Annotated in this window: 17 protein-coding genes and 1 tRNA gene; 10 read left to right on the top strand and 8 right to left on the bottom strand. The window is 54.1% G+C overall.

The window, feature by feature from the left end; translation table 11 throughout:
• The first annotated feature begins 1 nt into the window (after position 1).
• Positions 2-982 (top strand): tetraacyldisaccharide 4'-kinase, encoded by a 981-nt coding sequence (gene lpxK, locus NeNHUV3_RS08630; RefSeq protein ID WP_391480918.1) that lies wholly within the window; start codon positions 2-4, stop codon positions 980-982.
• On the opposite strand, the gene NeNHUV3_RS08625 is transcribed toward lpxK, so the two are convergent.
• Entirely contained in the window at positions 979-1,623 is a 645-nt protein-coding gene (locus NeNHUV3_RS08625; RefSeq protein WP_391480917.1) for a DsbA family protein, read from the bottom strand. The two genes, lpxK and NeNHUV3_RS08625, sit on opposite strands and share 4 nt — an antisense overlap.
• 5 nt (positions 1,624-1,628) lie before the next feature.
• Positions 1,629-2,135 (bottom strand): DUF721 domain-containing protein, encoded by a 507-nt coding sequence (locus tag NeNHUV3_RS08620; RefSeq protein WP_391480916.1) that lies wholly within the window; start codon positions 2,133-2,135, stop codon positions 1,629-1,631.
• A 155-nt stretch (positions 2,136-2,290) separates the two neighbouring features.
• Between NeNHUV3_RS08620 and NeNHUV3_RS08615 the strand changes: the two genes are divergently transcribed.
• Together NeNHUV3_RS08615 and NeNHUV3_RS08610 are read left to right on the top strand one after the other, a co-directional pair.
• Positions 2,291-3,271 carry an A/G-specific adenine glycosylase gene (locus tag NeNHUV3_RS08615; RefSeq protein WP_391483222.1) on the top strand — a complete coding sequence of 327 codons (981 nt, stop codon included), beginning with the start codon at positions 2,291-2,293 and terminating at the stop codon, positions 3,269-3,271.
• A gap of 68 nt (positions 3,272-3,339) precedes the next feature.
• Positions 3,340-4,458 (top strand): alkane 1-monooxygenase, encoded by a 1,119-nt coding sequence (locus tag NeNHUV3_RS08610; protein WP_391480915.1) that lies wholly within the window; start codon positions 3,340-3,342, stop codon positions 4,456-4,458.
• Positions 4,459-4,560: 102 nt separating this feature from the next.
• On the opposite strand, the gene NeNHUV3_RS08605 is transcribed toward NeNHUV3_RS08610, so the two are convergent.
• From NeNHUV3_RS08605 to NeNHUV3_RS08595, 3 genes are all read right to left on the bottom strand, one after another.
• Positions 4,561-5,667 (bottom strand): site-specific DNA-methyltransferase, encoded by a 1,107-nt coding sequence (locus NeNHUV3_RS08605; protein WP_341247653.1) that lies wholly within the window; start codon positions 5,665-5,667, stop codon positions 4,561-4,563.
• Positions 5,668-5,776: 109 nt separating this feature from the next.
• On the bottom strand, positions 5,777-6,388 hold the full coding sequence (locus NeNHUV3_RS08600; RefSeq protein ID WP_391480914.1) for a ribonuclease HII: 612 nt from the start codon (positions 6,386-6,388) through the stop codon (positions 5,777-5,779).
• Between the two features lie 71 nt (positions 6,389-6,459).
• The gene (locus tag NeNHUV3_RS08595) at positions 6,460-6,885 is read right to left on the bottom strand and encodes a hypothetical protein (RefSeq protein WP_391480913.1); all 426 of its coding nucleotides are present in this window, start codon (positions 6,883-6,885) and stop codon (positions 6,460-6,462) included.
• 160 nt (positions 6,886-7,045) lie between these two features.
• Here NeNHUV3_RS08595 and NeNHUV3_RS08590 point away from each other — a divergent pair, with 160 nt between their 5' ends.
• Positions 7,046-7,327, top strand: coding sequence for a hypothetical protein (locus NeNHUV3_RS08590; protein WP_391480912.1), 282 nt, complete (start codon positions 7,046-7,048; stop codon positions 7,325-7,327).
• On the top strand, positions 7,305-8,003 hold the full coding sequence (locus NeNHUV3_RS08585; protein WP_391480911.1) for a transcriptional regulator: 699 nt from the start codon (positions 7,305-7,307) through the stop codon (positions 8,001-8,003). Before NeNHUV3_RS08590 ends, NeNHUV3_RS08585 begins: the two co-directional genes overlap by 23 nt.
• Before the next feature lies 1 nt (position 8,004).
• Here NeNHUV3_RS08585 and NeNHUV3_RS08580 read toward each other — a convergent pair.
• A tRNA-Arg gene (locus NeNHUV3_RS08580) sits at positions 8,005-8,081 on the bottom strand.
• A 105-nt stretch (positions 8,082-8,186) separates the two neighbouring features.
• Between NeNHUV3_RS08580 and NeNHUV3_RS08575 the strand changes: the two genes are divergently transcribed.
• A complete protein-coding gene (locus NeNHUV3_RS08575; RefSeq protein WP_391480910.1) occupies positions 8,187-9,203 on the top strand; it encodes a LacI family DNA-binding transcriptional regulator in 1,017 nt (338 codons plus the stop codon).
• On the opposite strand, the gene NeNHUV3_RS08570 is transcribed toward NeNHUV3_RS08575, so the two are convergent.
• Complete coding sequence (locus tag NeNHUV3_RS08570) at positions 9,204-10,040, bottom strand: TIGR00730 family Rossman fold protein (protein ID WP_391480909.1); 837 nt, start codon at positions 10,038-10,040, stop codon at positions 9,204-9,206.
• 84 nt (positions 10,041-10,124) lie between these two features.
• Here NeNHUV3_RS08570 and dapD point away from each other — a divergent pair, with 84 nt between their 5' ends.
• Both dapD and NeNHUV3_RS08560 read left to right on the top strand, forming a co-directional pair.
• A complete protein-coding gene (gene dapD, locus NeNHUV3_RS08565; protein ID WP_391480908.1) occupies positions 10,125-10,952 on the top strand; it encodes a 2,3,4,5-tetrahydropyridine-2,6-dicarboxylate N-succinyltransferase in 828 nt (275 codons plus the stop codon).
• Positions 10,945-11,289 (top strand): hypothetical protein, encoded by a 345-nt coding sequence (locus tag NeNHUV3_RS08560; RefSeq protein WP_391480907.1) that lies wholly within the window; start codon positions 10,945-10,947, stop codon positions 11,287-11,289. The genes dapD and NeNHUV3_RS08560 overlap by 8 nt, the downstream gene beginning before the upstream one ends.
• A 16-nt stretch (positions 11,290-11,305) precedes the next feature.
• On the opposite strand, the gene NeNHUV3_RS08555 is transcribed toward NeNHUV3_RS08560, so the two are convergent.
• The gene (locus tag NeNHUV3_RS08555; protein WP_391480906.1) at positions 11,306-12,253 is read right to left on the bottom strand and encodes a transporter substrate-binding domain-containing protein; all 948 of its coding nucleotides are present in this window, start codon (positions 12,251-12,253) and stop codon (positions 11,306-11,308) included.
• A gap of 233 nt (positions 12,254-12,486) precedes the next feature.
• On the opposite strand from NeNHUV3_RS08555, the gene dapE reads away from it, so the two are divergent.
• Together dapE and rnr are read left to right on the top strand one after the other, a co-directional pair.
• Entirely contained in the window at positions 12,487-13,632 is a 1,146-nt protein-coding gene (gene dapE / locus NeNHUV3_RS08550) for a succinyl-diaminopimelate desuccinylase (RefSeq protein WP_391480905.1), read from the top strand.
• A gap of 23 nt (positions 13,633-13,655) precedes the next feature.
• Complete coding sequence (gene rnr, locus NeNHUV3_RS08545; protein ID WP_391480904.1) at positions 13,656-15,941, top strand: ribonuclease R; 2,286 nt, start codon at positions 13,656-13,658, stop codon at positions 15,939-15,941.
• The last annotated feature ends 6 nt before the right edge of the window (positions 15,942-15,947 follow it).

Here is a 15,947-nt window from a genome sequence, read left to right as displayed (position 1 = left end):
GATGCGCGCGCCTTCATTCTGGTACCGGCCAACAGATATTCGTGGCGCGTTATTGTCACCTTTGGGATCGCTGTACGCTTTGGCGACCAAGCGCCGTGCTGCACAGCCCGTCAAGACCAAAACGCAAGCTAAGACCATTTGTATCGGCAACATCAACGCCGGTGGTACAGGCAAAACACCGACTGCCATTGCTCTCATTCAACAACTATCCGAGCGCGGCAACAGCGTCGCTTGCTTGTCCCGCGGCTATGGGGGCAGCCTTGACGGACCTATACTAGTCACCCCTCAACATACTGCTGATCAAGTAGGCGATGAGCCTTTGTTGCTTTCTGCTTTTGCGCCAACGGTTGTAGCCAAAGATCGATCAGCGGGGGCCGCTTTCGCAGATACACTTGGGGTTGATGTCATCTTGATGGATGATGGCTTTCAGAACCCTGATGTTTCCAAGGACGCAAGTATTGTTGTCGTTGATGCCGTAAAGGGATTTGGCAATGGTCGGACAATACCCGCTGGACCGCTACGCGAACCGGTTCAAGCGGGACTGAAACGGGCGGATTTACTTCTTTCTATCGGGCCACAACCGGCACAGAAAACCTTTGAGGAGCAATGGGGAAAAACCATCCACTGCCCGCATGTCACAGGGCATCTTGTCCCACTACAAACAGGCATGGTCTGGACCGATCTGCCAGTGCTGGCCTTTGCAGGTATCGGTCACCCAGAGAAGTTTTTTGCCACACTGAAAGCTGCTGGCGCGGATATAAAGCGCGCCGAAGCTTTGGCCGATCACCAACCTCTTACACCTGCTCTGATGGCGCGCCTTGAGGCAGAGGCCCGCGCCCTACCCGCACAATTGGTCACAACAGAAAAAGACGCCGTGCGATTGCCCGACGCCTTTAGGAGTAAAGTGTTAGCTTTGCCAGTACGACTTGCCTTTCACGACAAGACCGAAATTAACGCGCTGTTGGATCGGCTCGGGCTTTAGTTCAGCTTTGCATCAATGATCGACTGAAACTCAGCGAAGTTCATGTTTGAGTAGGTCCGCCCATCAATAACAAAAGACGGCGTGGATGAAATACCGTCACGGGCGGCATTTGCCTCATACCAAGCCACAAGCGTTTCGGCCTGCTCTGCATCATTTAGGCAGGCATCCAATTGCTCGTTGTTCATACCGGCTGTACGGCCAATCTTGCGCAGCGCATCCGCGATGGCGACGGGGTCTTGCAGGCGCGCCCATTCAGATTGCTGGGCATAAAGTTCAGTGGTGATGCCGAAGAACTTTTGCTCACCACCACATCGCGCCACCATTGAACCCCAAAGCCCGAAGCGATCAAAATACACTTCGCGGTAGGTGAATTTGACTTTGCCCGTATCGATGTAGTCCGTCTTCAATTGCTTGAACGGGCCTTCGTGAAAACGCGCGCAATGCGGACATGTGTAGCTGGCGTATTCAATGATCTCGACGGGCGCATCATCCGCACCAAGGGTCATCTCTTGCACCCCGTCCACCATTGCAACTGTCTCAACTGCCGCCTCGGCAGGCTCGCTTGAGCCGCCGAAATACCAACCAGCACCCCCGGCAACCGCTACGATTACGGCTGCTATGGCCAGAAAACCTTTGTTCATCTTACTCACCTATTCTTGCGCTTTGACTTGTGCATAACATTGGCCCCAAGCGCGGCAAGCGCAAGGCGCAATCTATCATCTGCGACATCAGACACGACATTGTCAGCAGCTTTGGTAACTTCGGCGGGCGGCTGTGCCTTGGTCGCTTGTGAAGCCCCGAATTGAACCCTGCCCTGATTAAAGCCGGTTGGCGCCGTTTGCGTAATCCGAATTTTTGCAATGGCGTTATAGCCATAACAAGCGTTCACTTTATCTTGGATCTGCGGCACCTGCATCTGCAACAGCGAGGCATGCGCGCCCGTTGTCAAAATAGTCAGGGTCCCGCCAAAGCCACGGCCAAACTTTACTTCGATCGGTACAGCGCATTGCGCAATATCTGCGCCAACGATCTCTTCCCAATGGGTCAGTAGGCGTGTTTGCGCAAACCCACGGCTTTCCGACGCATTTCTAATGCGCTTTTGCAAAAGAGAGGACGTCGTCTTGAAGCCTTTGGTTGTAGAGTATCGCCGCATGGGATTATTGTTCCGACTGAATTTGGCTTTAATTTATGGCGCGGACGCAAGATGCTGCGCTCCGAATCTTTCCGATCTTACCAAAAAGGCGTCCCTTTGTGACACACCCAAACAGCGACGACCTACTGCAATGGTATGACATCAACGCCCGTGAAATGCCATGGCGCACGCCACCCGCTGAAAAGCAAGCTGGCGTAAAGCCCGATCCATACCGTGTGTGGATGTCCGAGATCATGTTGCAACAGACCACTGTTGCGACAGTGCGTGACTACTTCATCAAATTCACAAAACGGTGGCCAACCGTCGATGACCTCGCTGCGGCCGAAGATGCTGACGTCATGGCCTATTGGGCGGGTCTTGGATACTATGCCCGCGCGCGCAACTTGCTCAAATGCGCACGCGCCGTCTCCCAGCTCGGTGCCTTTCCCCGAACCTATGATGGGCTGATCAAACTACCCGGCATCGGCCCATATACCGCCGCCGCAGTATCTTCGATTGCATTCGATGAGCCGTCACCTGTGATGGACGGCAATGTTGAGCGCGTGATGGCACGCCTCTTTGATATTCATACGCCTCTGCCTGCAGCAAAACCTGAATTATACGATAAAACCGCCGAGTTGACGCCGCGCGCACGTGCAGGGGACTATGCCCAAGCCGTCATGGATTTGGGCGCCACCATTTGCACCCCCAAGAATCCCGCCTGTGGTATTTGCCCATGGCGGACACCGTGCTTGGCACGTCAAAACGGAACTGCCGCAGAGCTCCCCAAGAAGACGCCCAAAAAGCCGAAACCAACCCGCCACGGAATTGCCTACGTGGTTAGTAGTGATACAGGTGCGTTACTGCTCGAAACCCGCCCCGAAAAAGGGCTACTTGGCGGTATGCTCGGCTGGCCCACCGGCGACTGGGGCGACGAGCCATCGCCCGCACCACCGCTTGATGTGACATGGACAAAAGTGAACGCACAGGCCCTGCATACCTTTACCCACTTTCATTTGCGGTTGGATGTAATGGTCGCAACCGTTGAGGGCTTACCAGTGGTTTCAGGCCGTCATTGGGTTGAAAAGCATGCGTTTCAGCCATCGGCCCTGCCCACTGTAATGCGCAAGGTTTGGGATATCGCCCGCGAGGCATAACGCCATATTTGAGCCTAAAGCTGTTTTTAATATACTGTAGCTAAGTAAGTGTTTCGGAGGGTTCTCAAATGGCATCATCATTCAGCAAAGCGCTGCCCTTTTGGCTATCGCTCGGGCTGATCCCATTGATCTGGATCGGTGCAGTATTTGGTGGCGTTTGGGTTTTCGCCCTACCGATTTCCGCGTGGTACCTCTTTTCAATAATTGACGCTTTCGCCGGATTGAACGAGCAAAACGAGGATCCACAAACCCCAGACACAGATCTGCTTTGGTACCGCTTAATCACACTGATTTGGGCGCCGATACAGTTTTGCACGCTCTTTGGTGTGCTTTGGTTCACGCTACACTCTGGGCATCTGGCCACTTGGGAGATGGTCTTTTTGTTTGTCGGGATGGGCGTAATTACCGGTACGGTTGGCATCAACTACAGTCATGAGCTGATGCATCAAAAACCCAAGGTTGAACGTGTTTTGGCGGACATCTTGTTGGCCATGGCGCTCTATTCGCACTTCCGGTCTGAGCACCTTTTGGTTCACCACCGCTACGTTGCCACCCCGCGTGACCCTGTTACCGCACGATATAACGAGGGATTTCACAGATTTTTCCCGCGTGTTTTGCGCGCGTCTTGGCAGTCAGCATTTAAGGCCGAAGCGGCGATGCTTGCCCGCAAATCCAAAACTTGGACGCACCCCAGTAACCCGTTTTTCAAATACTGGGCACTGCAATTGAGCATGCTCACGCTTGCCTTTCTGCTGGGTGGTTTTGTCGGGGTTGGGTTATTTCTATTGCAAGCCGCCGTGGCCGTTTGGCAGCTCGAACTGGTGAATTACATTGAGCATTACGGCCTGACGCGCGCGCATATTGGTGACGGCAAATATGAACATGTAAAGCCACACCACTCGTGGAACGCCGCGCATAAGGCATCAAACTGGCTTCTGATAAATCTTCAACGGCACTCAGATCATCATTATAAACCTGACCGCCGGTTTCCGCTTTTGCAGAATTACAGCACAGAAGAGGCCCCGCAACTGCCGTACGGTTATCCCGTGATGACGATGCTGGCCATGATCCCGCCCCTTTGGCGTAGGCGCATGAACCCGCGTGTCCGACAATGGCACAAACAGCATTATCCCCAGATCACAGATTGGCAGCCCTATAATGACGCCTCAAATCCGCTGCCACGCTAAACAAAAAAACCCCCGTCGCTTGTAAAAAAGCAGACGAGGGTAAGGTGCGCGCTTGCGTGAAAAGTCGCAAGCGCTGGCGGTAACTGTTGTAAATTTAGCGGTTTAGATGTTCTTCATCTCAGCGCGAATTTGCTGACGCAAAACATCAATTGGCATCTTTTGACCTTCGTTTTTATAGTGCCAATAGGTCCAGCCATTGCAGCTTGGCGCGCCCTCAATCGCTGCGCCTACTTGGTGGATAGACCCCTTCACATCGTGCGCAACCAGTGTTCCGTCAGCACGTACTTTTGCGACCTGACCACGTGGCGATGTCAGAACTTCACCCGGACGCAGCATGCCGCGCTCAACAAGCTGGCCGAACGGCACACGTGGCTCAGCGCGCTTTGATTGCGTGACCTGCAGCGCATCTTTGTCAAACTTACGAACCGCAGCGATACGTTTTTCAGCAACTGCACGGTACTCAGCTTCACGCTCAATGCCGATAAATTCGCGGCCAAGCATCTTGGCAACAGCGCCGGTTGTGCCGGTGCCGAAGAATGGGTCAAGAACCACATCACCCGGGTTTGTCGTAGCCACCAACACACGGTGCAACAGGCTGTGCGGTTTTTGTGTTGGGTGCGCTTTGTCACCATTTTCGTTCTTAATGCGCTCATGGCCCGTGCAAATTGGCAGGACCCAGTCAGAGCGCATCTGAACACCTTCATTCAACGATTTCAGCGCCTCGTAGTTGAACGTATATTTGCTGGCTTCCTGCTTTGAGGCCCAGATCAACGTCTCATGCGCGTTGGTCAGGCGTTTGCCACGGAAATTTGGCATTGGGTTGGACTTGCGCCACACCACATCGTTCAAAATCCAGAAGCCTTGGTTCTGCAGTTCAGCGCCCATACGGAACACGTTGTGGTAACTGCCGATCACCCAGATCGCGCCATTCGGCTTCAGCAAGCGGCGTGCCGCAGCCAGCCAGTCACGCGTAAAGCGGTCATAGGCTTTGAAACTGTCGAACTGATCCCAATCGTTATCAACCGCATCGACCTTAGAGTTATCCGGCCGGTGCAACTCACCCTTCAATTGCAGGTTATAGGGTGGGTCTGCGAAAATCAGGTCTACGCTGTTTTCAGGCAGTGCATTCATCCGTTCAATGCAGTCGCCATCCAAAATAGTATTGAGGGGCAGCGCCGCCGGGGCTGCCTTTGTTTTTGTCTTTGTCATGTCTGCCTCATAGTGCCACGTTGTGTGGTCATTTGTTGCTACCAACATGAGTCAGAGACGATTCGTGGTCAATTTCTTTTTTGAATCAATATGTTAGAAAAATTTGTTGTCACAACATATTGTGTACCGGTTTGAACGAACGTCTATGGTGTGGGGTTACACCAAGATTTTGGAGCGCCTCTCGATGCGCCTTAGTCGGGTAACCTTGGTTCTTTTCCCATCCATATCCTGGGTACTGTTGCGCTAAAGACAACATGAGCTGATCGCGTCGCACTTTTGCAACAATAGACGCCGCCGCAATCGACTGTGAAATGGCATCGCCTTTGACAACTGCGCGGGCAGGTACCGCAAGATCGCGTGGGATTAGATTGCCATCAACCAGCGCAAAATCTGCCGGCACATTGAGACCCGCCACCGCACGCTCCATCGCAAGGTGACTGGCGCGCAAAATGTTTAACTCATCAATTTCCTGCACACTCGCCTCGCCAATAGATACATCCGCGATCTGCGGCAGAAGTTCAGCAAGGGCGTTGCGCAGCTTCAGCGGCACTTTTTTGCTGTCGTTTAGCCCATCTGGAATATTGCTCGGATCAAGCCACACTGCCGCTGCAACGACCGGCCCTGCAAGAGGCCCTCTGCCGACTTCGTCCACACCGATGATGCGCGCGTGGCCCGATGTATAGAGTTCACTTTCAAGATCGAATGTCGGGAATATTTTCATAGTCTTCCTAAACCAAAAACGGCCGCCCGAGACCAGAGGGGATCAGGGGCGGCCCAAACAGTTTGGTGAGCTTAACGGATAACGCGGTAGCCATCCGACCGTAGGCAGCGCAAATCATACCCCTTGCGCGTGTTGCCCCGCGCATTTTTGAACCGCGTCGCGCAATAACGAGGCAGTGATCCTGCTGCTGCATAGTGACGCTCCAGGCAGCCCCGCGCCACAACACGTCGTGTGCCCTGATTATTCTCTAGGCGGCGAACACAACGCCCCGGAAGAGCAACCGGTTGGCGGACAGCACGCGGTTTTGTGGTGTGTTGCTTTTTCTTTTCAGCCTTTCTTTCGTGCTCAACCCCGGCGGCGATAATCGCAAATAGCGCCAAAGCACCAAGCACCTCGGCAACATCGGAACCGCCTGCCCGTGCAGGGGTCGCGGATGCCGAAATTGATGTGGTGGCGATAGAAATTGCGGTGACAGTAGTAATCAAGAAACGTTTCATCTGGGTGCTCCATACGTTGAATTCTGCTTGGGACGGCTCGCAAGCATGATGAAGCGACCATGCTCGGCAGCTACAATGTCGCTCAATATCGCCGCGCTGTTAGGCGATAACGCGCGCGCTGTTATTGAATATCCGCGACGAGTGGCGCTTTATGATAGGTATGAAAATTCTTATCACATTGTTATTCACCGCTGTTCTTACCGTGCCTGCTCAGGCGGCCTGTTACGCAGACTACAAAGCCAAACAGGACGATCCATTGAGGCTTCACTACGGCGTGGCACAAATACTCGACGATAGCTGCAACATCGCAGCCGCTACAAAAGTGCTGGCTCTGCGCCTTGAGCAGAAAAACTGGACACTGCTAACGGTTCTATCTGTCTTTAGTGAGGCGCAGCTCAACACAAAAAAGGAGGCTGCTGGTGCGTTCTTCCTCCGTTACTGATGCCCGTGTTTTGGGAAGCCGCACAGTGGCGATTGGCATCACCAGTGTGATCGTCATTTTGCTGTTGGCTGCGTTCTTTTTGGTTTTCACATTGCCAGATGCCGGAATGTTCAATGCGCGCGTTGAAGCACTTTTTGTTGCAAATGACGATCTAAAGTCAGGCGCGGAAATCAAGCTTCTGGAAATACTCGCAGGCTCTGGCACGGCGTTCTCTGAGACCCTCGCAAGCTACCGAATGGTTATCTTGGTACTACTCATTTTTGCGACCGCTCTGCTTATTGCCGCACTCACTTTTTTGCTAATGCTTGTGGGCCTGAACAAACGTATGGCGACAATTGAGCGTGCAGGAATGGAAGTGAACAGCCTGTTGATTAGCCGCGAAGAAAACACGGTTTATCTCAACAATATGGAGTTTAAGCTTACCCCTGCGGCGATCGAAACCCTAAGTGTCTTGGCCGAAGCGCGTATGGACGGAGACATCCTGAACGGCGCCGAGCTGGAGGCAATGATATCTGGGCGCCTTTCATCAGATTGCGACGAAGCAGCAGGCGCAACACGGATCAAACGCCTTCGAGATGCACTAGGCAACCAAATGGTCGGCGAGTTATTGGTCAAAAACATCGCGCGCAAAGGCTATATGCTGTCGATCGATAGCACTGTCATCAAGATGGTATAGATGGCGACCCCGGCAGGATTCGAACCTGCAACCTGCCCCTTAGGAGGGGGCTGCTCTATCCTGTTGAGCCACGGGGCCGTGCGGATGTGACCATCGGATAAATGCTTGCTCCATTCAACCCTTGGACTTTGTTAATGATCGCCGCTAACGTTCAATAGATTGAAATACTGAGGGACGACCGCTGTGACGTCTAAAAGGCCACTTACCCTGCGCGATGTATCTGAAGCATCGGGCGTTTCTGAAATGACTGTTAGCCGCGTGCTACGCAACCGCGGAGATGTATCGACCTCTACCCGAGAGAAGGTGTTAGCCGCCGCCAAAGAGCTTGGCTACGTTCCCAACAAAATCGCAGGCTCGCTTGCGTCACAGCGGGTCAATTTGGTTGCAGTCATAATTCCATCGATGTCCAACATGGTCTTCCCAGAAGTGATGATGGGCATCAGTGAAGTGTTGGACCAGACTGACTTACAGCCAGTTGTTGGCATCACACATTACAAGCCCGGCAAAGAAGAACAGGTCCTCTTCGAGATGCTGTCATGGCGCCCTTCAGGCGTCATCATCGCCGGACTTGAGCATTCTGATGCGTCCCGAGCCATGATGAAGGCAAGTGGCATTCCAATCGTCGAAATCATGGACGTCGATGGCACCCCTGTGGACAGCTGCGTTGGAATTTCGCACAGGCGCGCTGGCCGAATGATGGCCGAGGCAATCGCGAAAGAAGGGTACAAGCGGATTGGTTTCCTTGGCACTAAAATGCCCATGGATCACCGCGCCCGCAAAAGGTTCGAAGGGTTTACGGAAACCCTTGCAAAGCACGGTATTGAGATCGCGGATCAGGAATTTTACGACGGCGGGTCAGCTCTTGCTAAAGGTCGCGAGATGACAGAGGCAATTCTATCACGTACGCCCGATTTGGATTTTCTTTATTATTCAAATGACATGATTGGTGCGGGTGGCCTCCTGCATTTGCGCGAGAAAGGCGTTGATGTTCCGTCTGATGTGGGGCTGGCGGGTTTCAACGGGGTTGAACTGCTGCAAGGTCTACCAGCCAAGCTGGCGACGATGGATGCGTGCCGTCTTGAAATTGGTCGCAAAGCGGCAGAAATCATCGCCGCGCGCTACAGCGCGGAGGCACCCCAAGACCCACAGATCATCGAGCTTGAGCCGATAATCTCTGCAGGGGACACTCTACACAGGTAATTAACGACCCGGGATGGTGCCGCGCTTTTCGCCCGCGCCGTCCCATGTCTCAATCAACTCAACTGCCTCTGCGGCGGTATCGACAAAACGGAACAGGTCCAGATCATCAGCAGCAATGGTTCCCGCATCCGCCAACGCGTCCCAGTTGATAATTTTTTCCCAAAACGCACGGCCAAACAGTAAGAACGGCACGCGCTCCATCCGGCCTGTTTGAATAAGCGTCAGCGCCTCAAACAGCTCATCAAGCGTGCCAAAACCACCCGGGAACACAGTGATCGCTTTGGCACGCATCAAAAAGTGCATCTTGCGGATCGCAAAATAATGAAAGTTATAACAAAGCTCGGGCGTCACATATTCATTCGGCGCTTGTTCAAACGGCAATACAATATTCAGACCGATTGATCGGCCACCTGCATCAAGCGCACCGCGATTTCCTGCTTCCATAACGCCCGGGCCACCACCGGTGACGATCATGTTCTCACCATCACTGCCCTTAAGGGTCATCAGCCGGGCAAACTCGCGCGCCTCGTCATAAAACACCGATAGATCAGCGAGCGTTTTGGTACGGACCTCAGCCTTTTTTAATGGCTCAACAATGCGTGCACCGCCAAACATCACGACCGTTGATTTGACACCTTCTTCATCCAGACAAAGTTCGGGCTTTAGCAACTCAAGCTGAAGGCGCATGGGGCGCAACTCTTCACGGCACATAAATGCGTCATCAGCAAACGCCAACGCATAAGCAGGGCTGCGCGTTTGCGGCGTATCAGGGATATGGCTGGCGGCTTCACGGTCTTCGGTACTGCCGCGTAAAGTATGCTTGCGGTGCTTCGTCATAGAATGGCCTTCCTGATTGCGCCGATTACCCCTTGTGTCTATATCCACCGATAATCTGTGACCAGTCACCAATTGGAGAGACACATGTCAAACGCCCAACTCGAGACCGCCATTGAAGCCGCATGGGATGCACGTGATACCATCACACCGTCCACCACTGGCGAAACCCGCGATGCCATTGAGAGCACCTTGGCTGCTTTGGATAGCGGCAAACTGCGTGTCGCTGAAAAGACCTATGATGGCAGCTGGCATGTGAACCAATGGGCGAAAAAGGCCGTACTTTTGGGCTTCCGCATCAAAGACATGGAACAGCACGAAGGTGGCCCACAAGGCGCTGGCTGGTGGGACAAAGTTGATAGCAAGTTCAAAGGTTGGGGCGACGCCCAATGGAAAGACGCAGGCTTCCGCGCAGTGCCAAACTGTGTGGTGCGCAAATCAGCGTTCATCGCCCCAGGTGTTGTGTTGATGCCATCATTTGTGAACCTCGGTGCGTATGTCGACGAAGGCACCATGGTTGATACATGGGCAACCGTTGGTTCTTGCGCACAGATCGGCAAGAACGTTCACCTGTCTGGCGGCGTTGGCATCGGCGGTGTGTTGGAGCCGATGCAGGCAGGTCCAACAATCATTGAAGACAATTGTTTCATCGGCGCGCGCTCTGAAGTTGTTGAAGGTTGCATCGTGCGCGAAGGCTCTGTTTTGGGCATGGGTGTGTTCATCGGCCAATCGACAAAAATCCTTGACCGCGAAACAGGCGATGTCTTTTACGGCGAAGTTCCCGCAGGTTCCGTTGTTGTTGCAGGCTCAATGCCGTCCAAAAACGGCGTGCACCTTTACTGTGCCGTAATCGTGAAAAAGGTCGACGCAAAGACCCGCTCAAAGACATCTATCAACGAGCTGTTGCGTGACTGATAAACCCAAAAAAGAAAAGCGCGCCCACTTCGTCTATACCTTGCTGGTCCAAGTGGGCCGCAAGGATGGCGACGGCTTGCCTGATGGGGCAACCGGCGGGGCGCTTATGCTTTATTCATCGGGCGTGGATGAGGCCGAAGCAGTGCGCGAGGCCGTTGCTATCTTAAAGCAAGCAGACCTCGCCCCATTGGATGTTTCGGGCTATGGCACCCTTGAGGAACGTCTTGCCGAAGGACACGATATTTCGGATGACGAGCGCGCATTGATGCAGCGAGCGTTGGACGAGAATTCAGTCGTTGTGGCACAACTAACCCCTTTCTTTGACGAACAGAAATAGCAGGGGCCAACGTGCCCTACTGCGGGTTCGTTCCGAACCATTTTCGATAAAGGCGCGCGTAGGTTCCATCTTCGCGCAAGCGCAGCAACAGCCTGTTCACAGGCTCTGCAAGACTGCTGCCTGAGGCTAGAGCAAAGCCATAGTTTTCACGCATAAACACAGGCCCCGCCATCTGTCCGACACCCTCGCCTATCGTTGAAGTGTAGTAGGTCAAAACCGGACTATCAAAAACCGCAGCGTCTGCTTTGCCGCTTTCGAATGCCTCAAGCAGACCGCCCAAGCCTTCATACCCCACATAGCGGATATCGCGCCCGTCCAAGAACGCCGCCGCAGTCGAACCTTCGACCGTTGCGACCCGCTGCCCATAAAGATCATCCGGTCCGTTAATCGATGATGTAATCGCATTCACGGTCAAAACCGATGTAATTTTCGCCACAAAAACAGACACAAGAAACAACGACGCAACCACCAGAAATGTGCCCAGAATGCGCCCCAACGCAGTCCGTGGTACCCGCTCCTCAAAGCCCCCATTCACCACCAGGTTAAGCGCCCACCAAAACGCTGGAAACGCCATCTGTTTGGCGGTGCCTTCAAAGTACGGCTGCGCATTTCGCTCAAGGCGCCACATGATCATGCCGCCGCCGAACAACAGCGCAAACGCCCCAATGACCGCCAGTAACACATCCGTCGAAAACAGAATGGACCAGATGCTAAGACTATTGCCACCCGCCGGCACCATGATCTGTAAACCGCTGGCAAAAATAGGGCGCGAGAAATCAAACACTTCTTCACGCGCAGAGGTGACCGAAATGTTCGCAACTGCTAAATCCGCGCGCCCTGTCTCAACTGCGTCCAGCATATCCGCAAACTGCTCAAACCGGATAACTTCCGTTTCACGGCCAATACTCTGAGCCACTTCACCCCACAGATCGAGACTAAAGCCCGTCTCCTTGCCCCCTTCCACAAGTGAAAAGGGCGCACGCGTGACTGTCGCGACGACAATGGGATCAACTGCCTAAGGGTGCAAACGGTTGGCAAAACAATCAAAGCGAGGGTAACAAAAAACCGATAAAACATGCCAAATACCTAACTCAGCAAAGTGTCGTTGCAAAGGCTCAAGCGTGACGCCTGTGCTTAGGTTTGCATCCGCCTAAGCCCGACGGTAGTTAAAACTATCTACAACAGTCAGGTGCGCCAATGTCCCCAGTCGATCCCGTTCAGCTTACCGCCGATCTTGTGCGTTGCCCAAGTGTAACGCCCACGGAAGGCGGCGCGCTTGTGTTGCTTGAAAAGCTACTTTCTGAGGCGGGATTTGAGTGTACGCGCGTTGACCGTGGTGAGACCGCAAACCTATTCGCCCGTTGGGGAACCAAAGGTCACAGCAAAACGTTTGGCTTCAATGGTCACACGGACGTGGTCCCAATTGGCGACGCAGCCGCTTGGAAATTTGACCCCTTCGGCGCCGAGGTTGTAGACGGCACGATGTACGGCCGTGGCACAACTGACATGAAATCAGGCGTAGCAGCATTTGCAGCAGCCGCCATTGACCACGTGCGCGACACACCGCCCGACGGCTCGTTGATTTTGGCAATTACAGGCGACGAAGAAGGCCCCGCGTTAGACGGAACCATCGCTTTACTAGAGTGGATGGACGCGCAGAATGAACAGATGTCCGTCTGCCTTGTGGGTGAGCCGACCTGCCCCGATGAGATGGGTGACATGATGAAAATTGGGCGTCGCGGTTCGCTTACTGCGTGGTTCACGGTGACTGGCAAACAAGGGCACGCGGCGTATCCGCACCGCGCCAACAATCCGCTTCCTGCCATTGCGCGCCTTGTTGACCGCATCGCAAGCCATGAGCTGGACCAAGGCAGCGATCACTTTGATCCATCGACCATCGCCGTCGTCACAATCGATACGGGCAACCCCGCAACAAACGTCATACCTGCGGCGGCAACAGCGGCTGTGAACATCCGGTTCAATGACCTGCACAGCGGTGAAACCGTTTCTGACTGGCTGCGTGCCGAAGCTGCCGAAATAAGCAAGGCCTACGAAATTGAGGTTTCAGTGGACATCAAGATCAGCGGCGAGAGCTTCATCACGCCTCCGGGTGCACTATCCGACATGGTGGCCGCCGCTGTTCAGGCTGAGACAAATCGCGTACCGACGCTCTCCACGTCTGGCGGCACGTCCGATGCGCGCTTTGTCAAAGATCATTGCCCCGTGGTTGAATTTGGACTGGTTGGTAAATCAATGCACCAAGTCGATGAACACGTTGAAATTGCCCATATCCACCAACTCAAAACAATCTATGCACGCATCCTTCGGGATTACTTCGCCTAGCAGGACGTGATAGGCCTCGGCCTATGAGCACACTTCCTACACGCGCCGATCTGCTACAATGGATCGAAGACAACCCGACCCAATCCAACAAGCGCGATATAGCCCGCGCGTTTGGCATCAAAGGGGCTGCCCGCATCGATCTAAAGCGGATGCTCAAAGAGCTTGAAGCAGAAGGTCATCTGGCCAAGCGCAAGCGCAGTTATTCTGATCCCGAAAAGTTGTCGCCCGTCTCTGTGTTGCAGGTGCTTACACCAAACGCTGATGGTGACCTTTTTGCCCGTCCGCTGGAATGGCATGGCGAAGGTGCTGAGCCCGTAGTTCTCATGATTTTGCGCGCAACCGATCCCGCACTTGGTGCCGGTGATCGCATTTTGGGCAAATTGACTGAAGTAAAAGGCGGCGATCATACCTATGAGGCCCGCGTTATTCGGCGCATTGGGCAAGCGGCTGCAAAGGTTGTCGGCATCTTCAAAAAGTCCGCTGAAGGTGGGCGTATCCAGCCAATCGACAAAAAACAAGATCGCGAATGGACAGTGGCCGCAGATGCCACGGGTGGCGCAAAAGACGGTGAATTGGTCGAAGGCGAAGCCGCCGGCCCAAAGGGCCGCATAGGCCTGCCACGGGCACGGATTACAGCGCGACTTGGCGACCCGACTGCACCCAAAGCAGTGTCTCTGATCGCTATCCACCAACACGCCATCCCTGATGATTTCCCCAGTGATGTGCTCGCGGAGGCAGACGCCCACAAACCCGCCCCCTTGGGCACACGTACCGATCTGCGCGATCTGCCCTTGATCACCATTGACCCATCAGACGCACGCGATCACGATGACGCCTGTTTTGCCATGGCTGACCCTGATCCTGCAAACGCAGGTGGCCATATCCTTTGGGTCGCGATTGCCGATGTGGCCCACTACGTCACTTCTGGCTCGGAACTTGACCGCGAAGCACGCAAGCGGGGCAATTCAACTTACTTTCCTGACCGCGTCGTACCGATGCTGCCTGACCGGTTATCTGGGGATCTGTGCAGTCTGCACGAAGGCGTGCCGCGTGCGTGTATCGCCGTTGAAATGGTGCTTGATGCCTCTGGCGAAAAACTGCGGCACCGGTTTGTGCGCGGGTTGATGAAATCTCATGCGTCCCTTCATTATGAGGAAGTCCAAGAGGCAATGGACGGCCGCATCAATGATCGTGTCGCGCCATTTATGGATGACGTAATCCGCCCACTTTATGCAGCTTATGAAGCACTCGTTGAGGCGCGTAAGCGCCGCGGCCCGCTTGATCTTGACCTGCCCGAACGCCGCATTGAGCTTGCGGAAAACGGTGAGGTCCAGTCTGTGAATTTCAAAGATCGGCTGGACGCGCACCGCCTGATTGAAGAATGCATGGTACTGGCAAATGTCGCTGCCGCAGAAGAGTTGATCGCGCGCAAACAGCCGCTTTTGTTCCGTGTGCACGAAGAACCAAAGCCCGAAAAGCTGGAAAGCCTGCGGGAAACCGCACAATCAAGCGGGTTCAATTTGGCCAAAGGTCAGGTGCTGCAAACCCGACATCTCAACAAATTGCTGAACGATGCAGCGGGCGGCGAGCACGCCGAACTTATCAATATTAGCACCCTGCGATCCATGCAACAGGCCTACTACTTCCCAGAGAACTTTGGGCATTTCGGCTTGGCGCTTCGCAACTACGCACACTTCACATCGCCAATTCGCCGCTATGCAGATTTAATTGTGCACCGCGCGCTTGTCACAGCACACGGCTGGGACAAAGACGGCTTATCGCCGTTTGATATCGAAAACCTGCAAGAAACTGCGCAACAAATCAGCGATACAGAGCGCCGCTCTATGGTTGCTGAACGCGACACGACTGATCGCTACCTTGCCGCCTATTTGACCGAACGTGTTGGCAACGAATTTTCTGGTCGGATCAGCGGCGTGGCGCGCTTTGGCCTGTTTGTGAAGCTTGATGAAACGGGCGCAGATGGTCTGGTGCCTGTGCGCACAATTGGCTCTGAATACTTCGACCACGATGTGGATGAACAGACCCTGATGGGCAGCGACACAGGCCGTGTGATCGGCCTTGGTCAACGTGTTACCGTGCGGCTTGCCGAAGCAGTCGCCATGACGGGCGGGATTGAGCTTGAACTGCTCACGATTGATGGTGAGACCATTGCCAAAGGGCCATCAAGCAAGAAACGCTATGGCCGCGACAAGGGTGGTCCTAAGGGAAAATCTTCGGGACCAAAGGGCAGTAAATTCAAGAAGAAGGCCGCCAAAACCAAACGCAAAGTAACACGCACGCGCAGCTGATTGGAC

Origin of the sequence: Nereida sp. NH-UV-3 (assembly GCF_042939535.1) — a bacterium.
In the GTDB taxonomy this organism is placed as follows: Bacteria; Pseudomonadota; Alphaproteobacteria; order Rhodobacterales; family Rhodobacteraceae; genus Nereida; species Nereida ignava.
The sequence above is the reverse complement of the archived record's forward strand: the minus strand, read 5'-3'. Positions and strand labels throughout refer to the sequence as shown.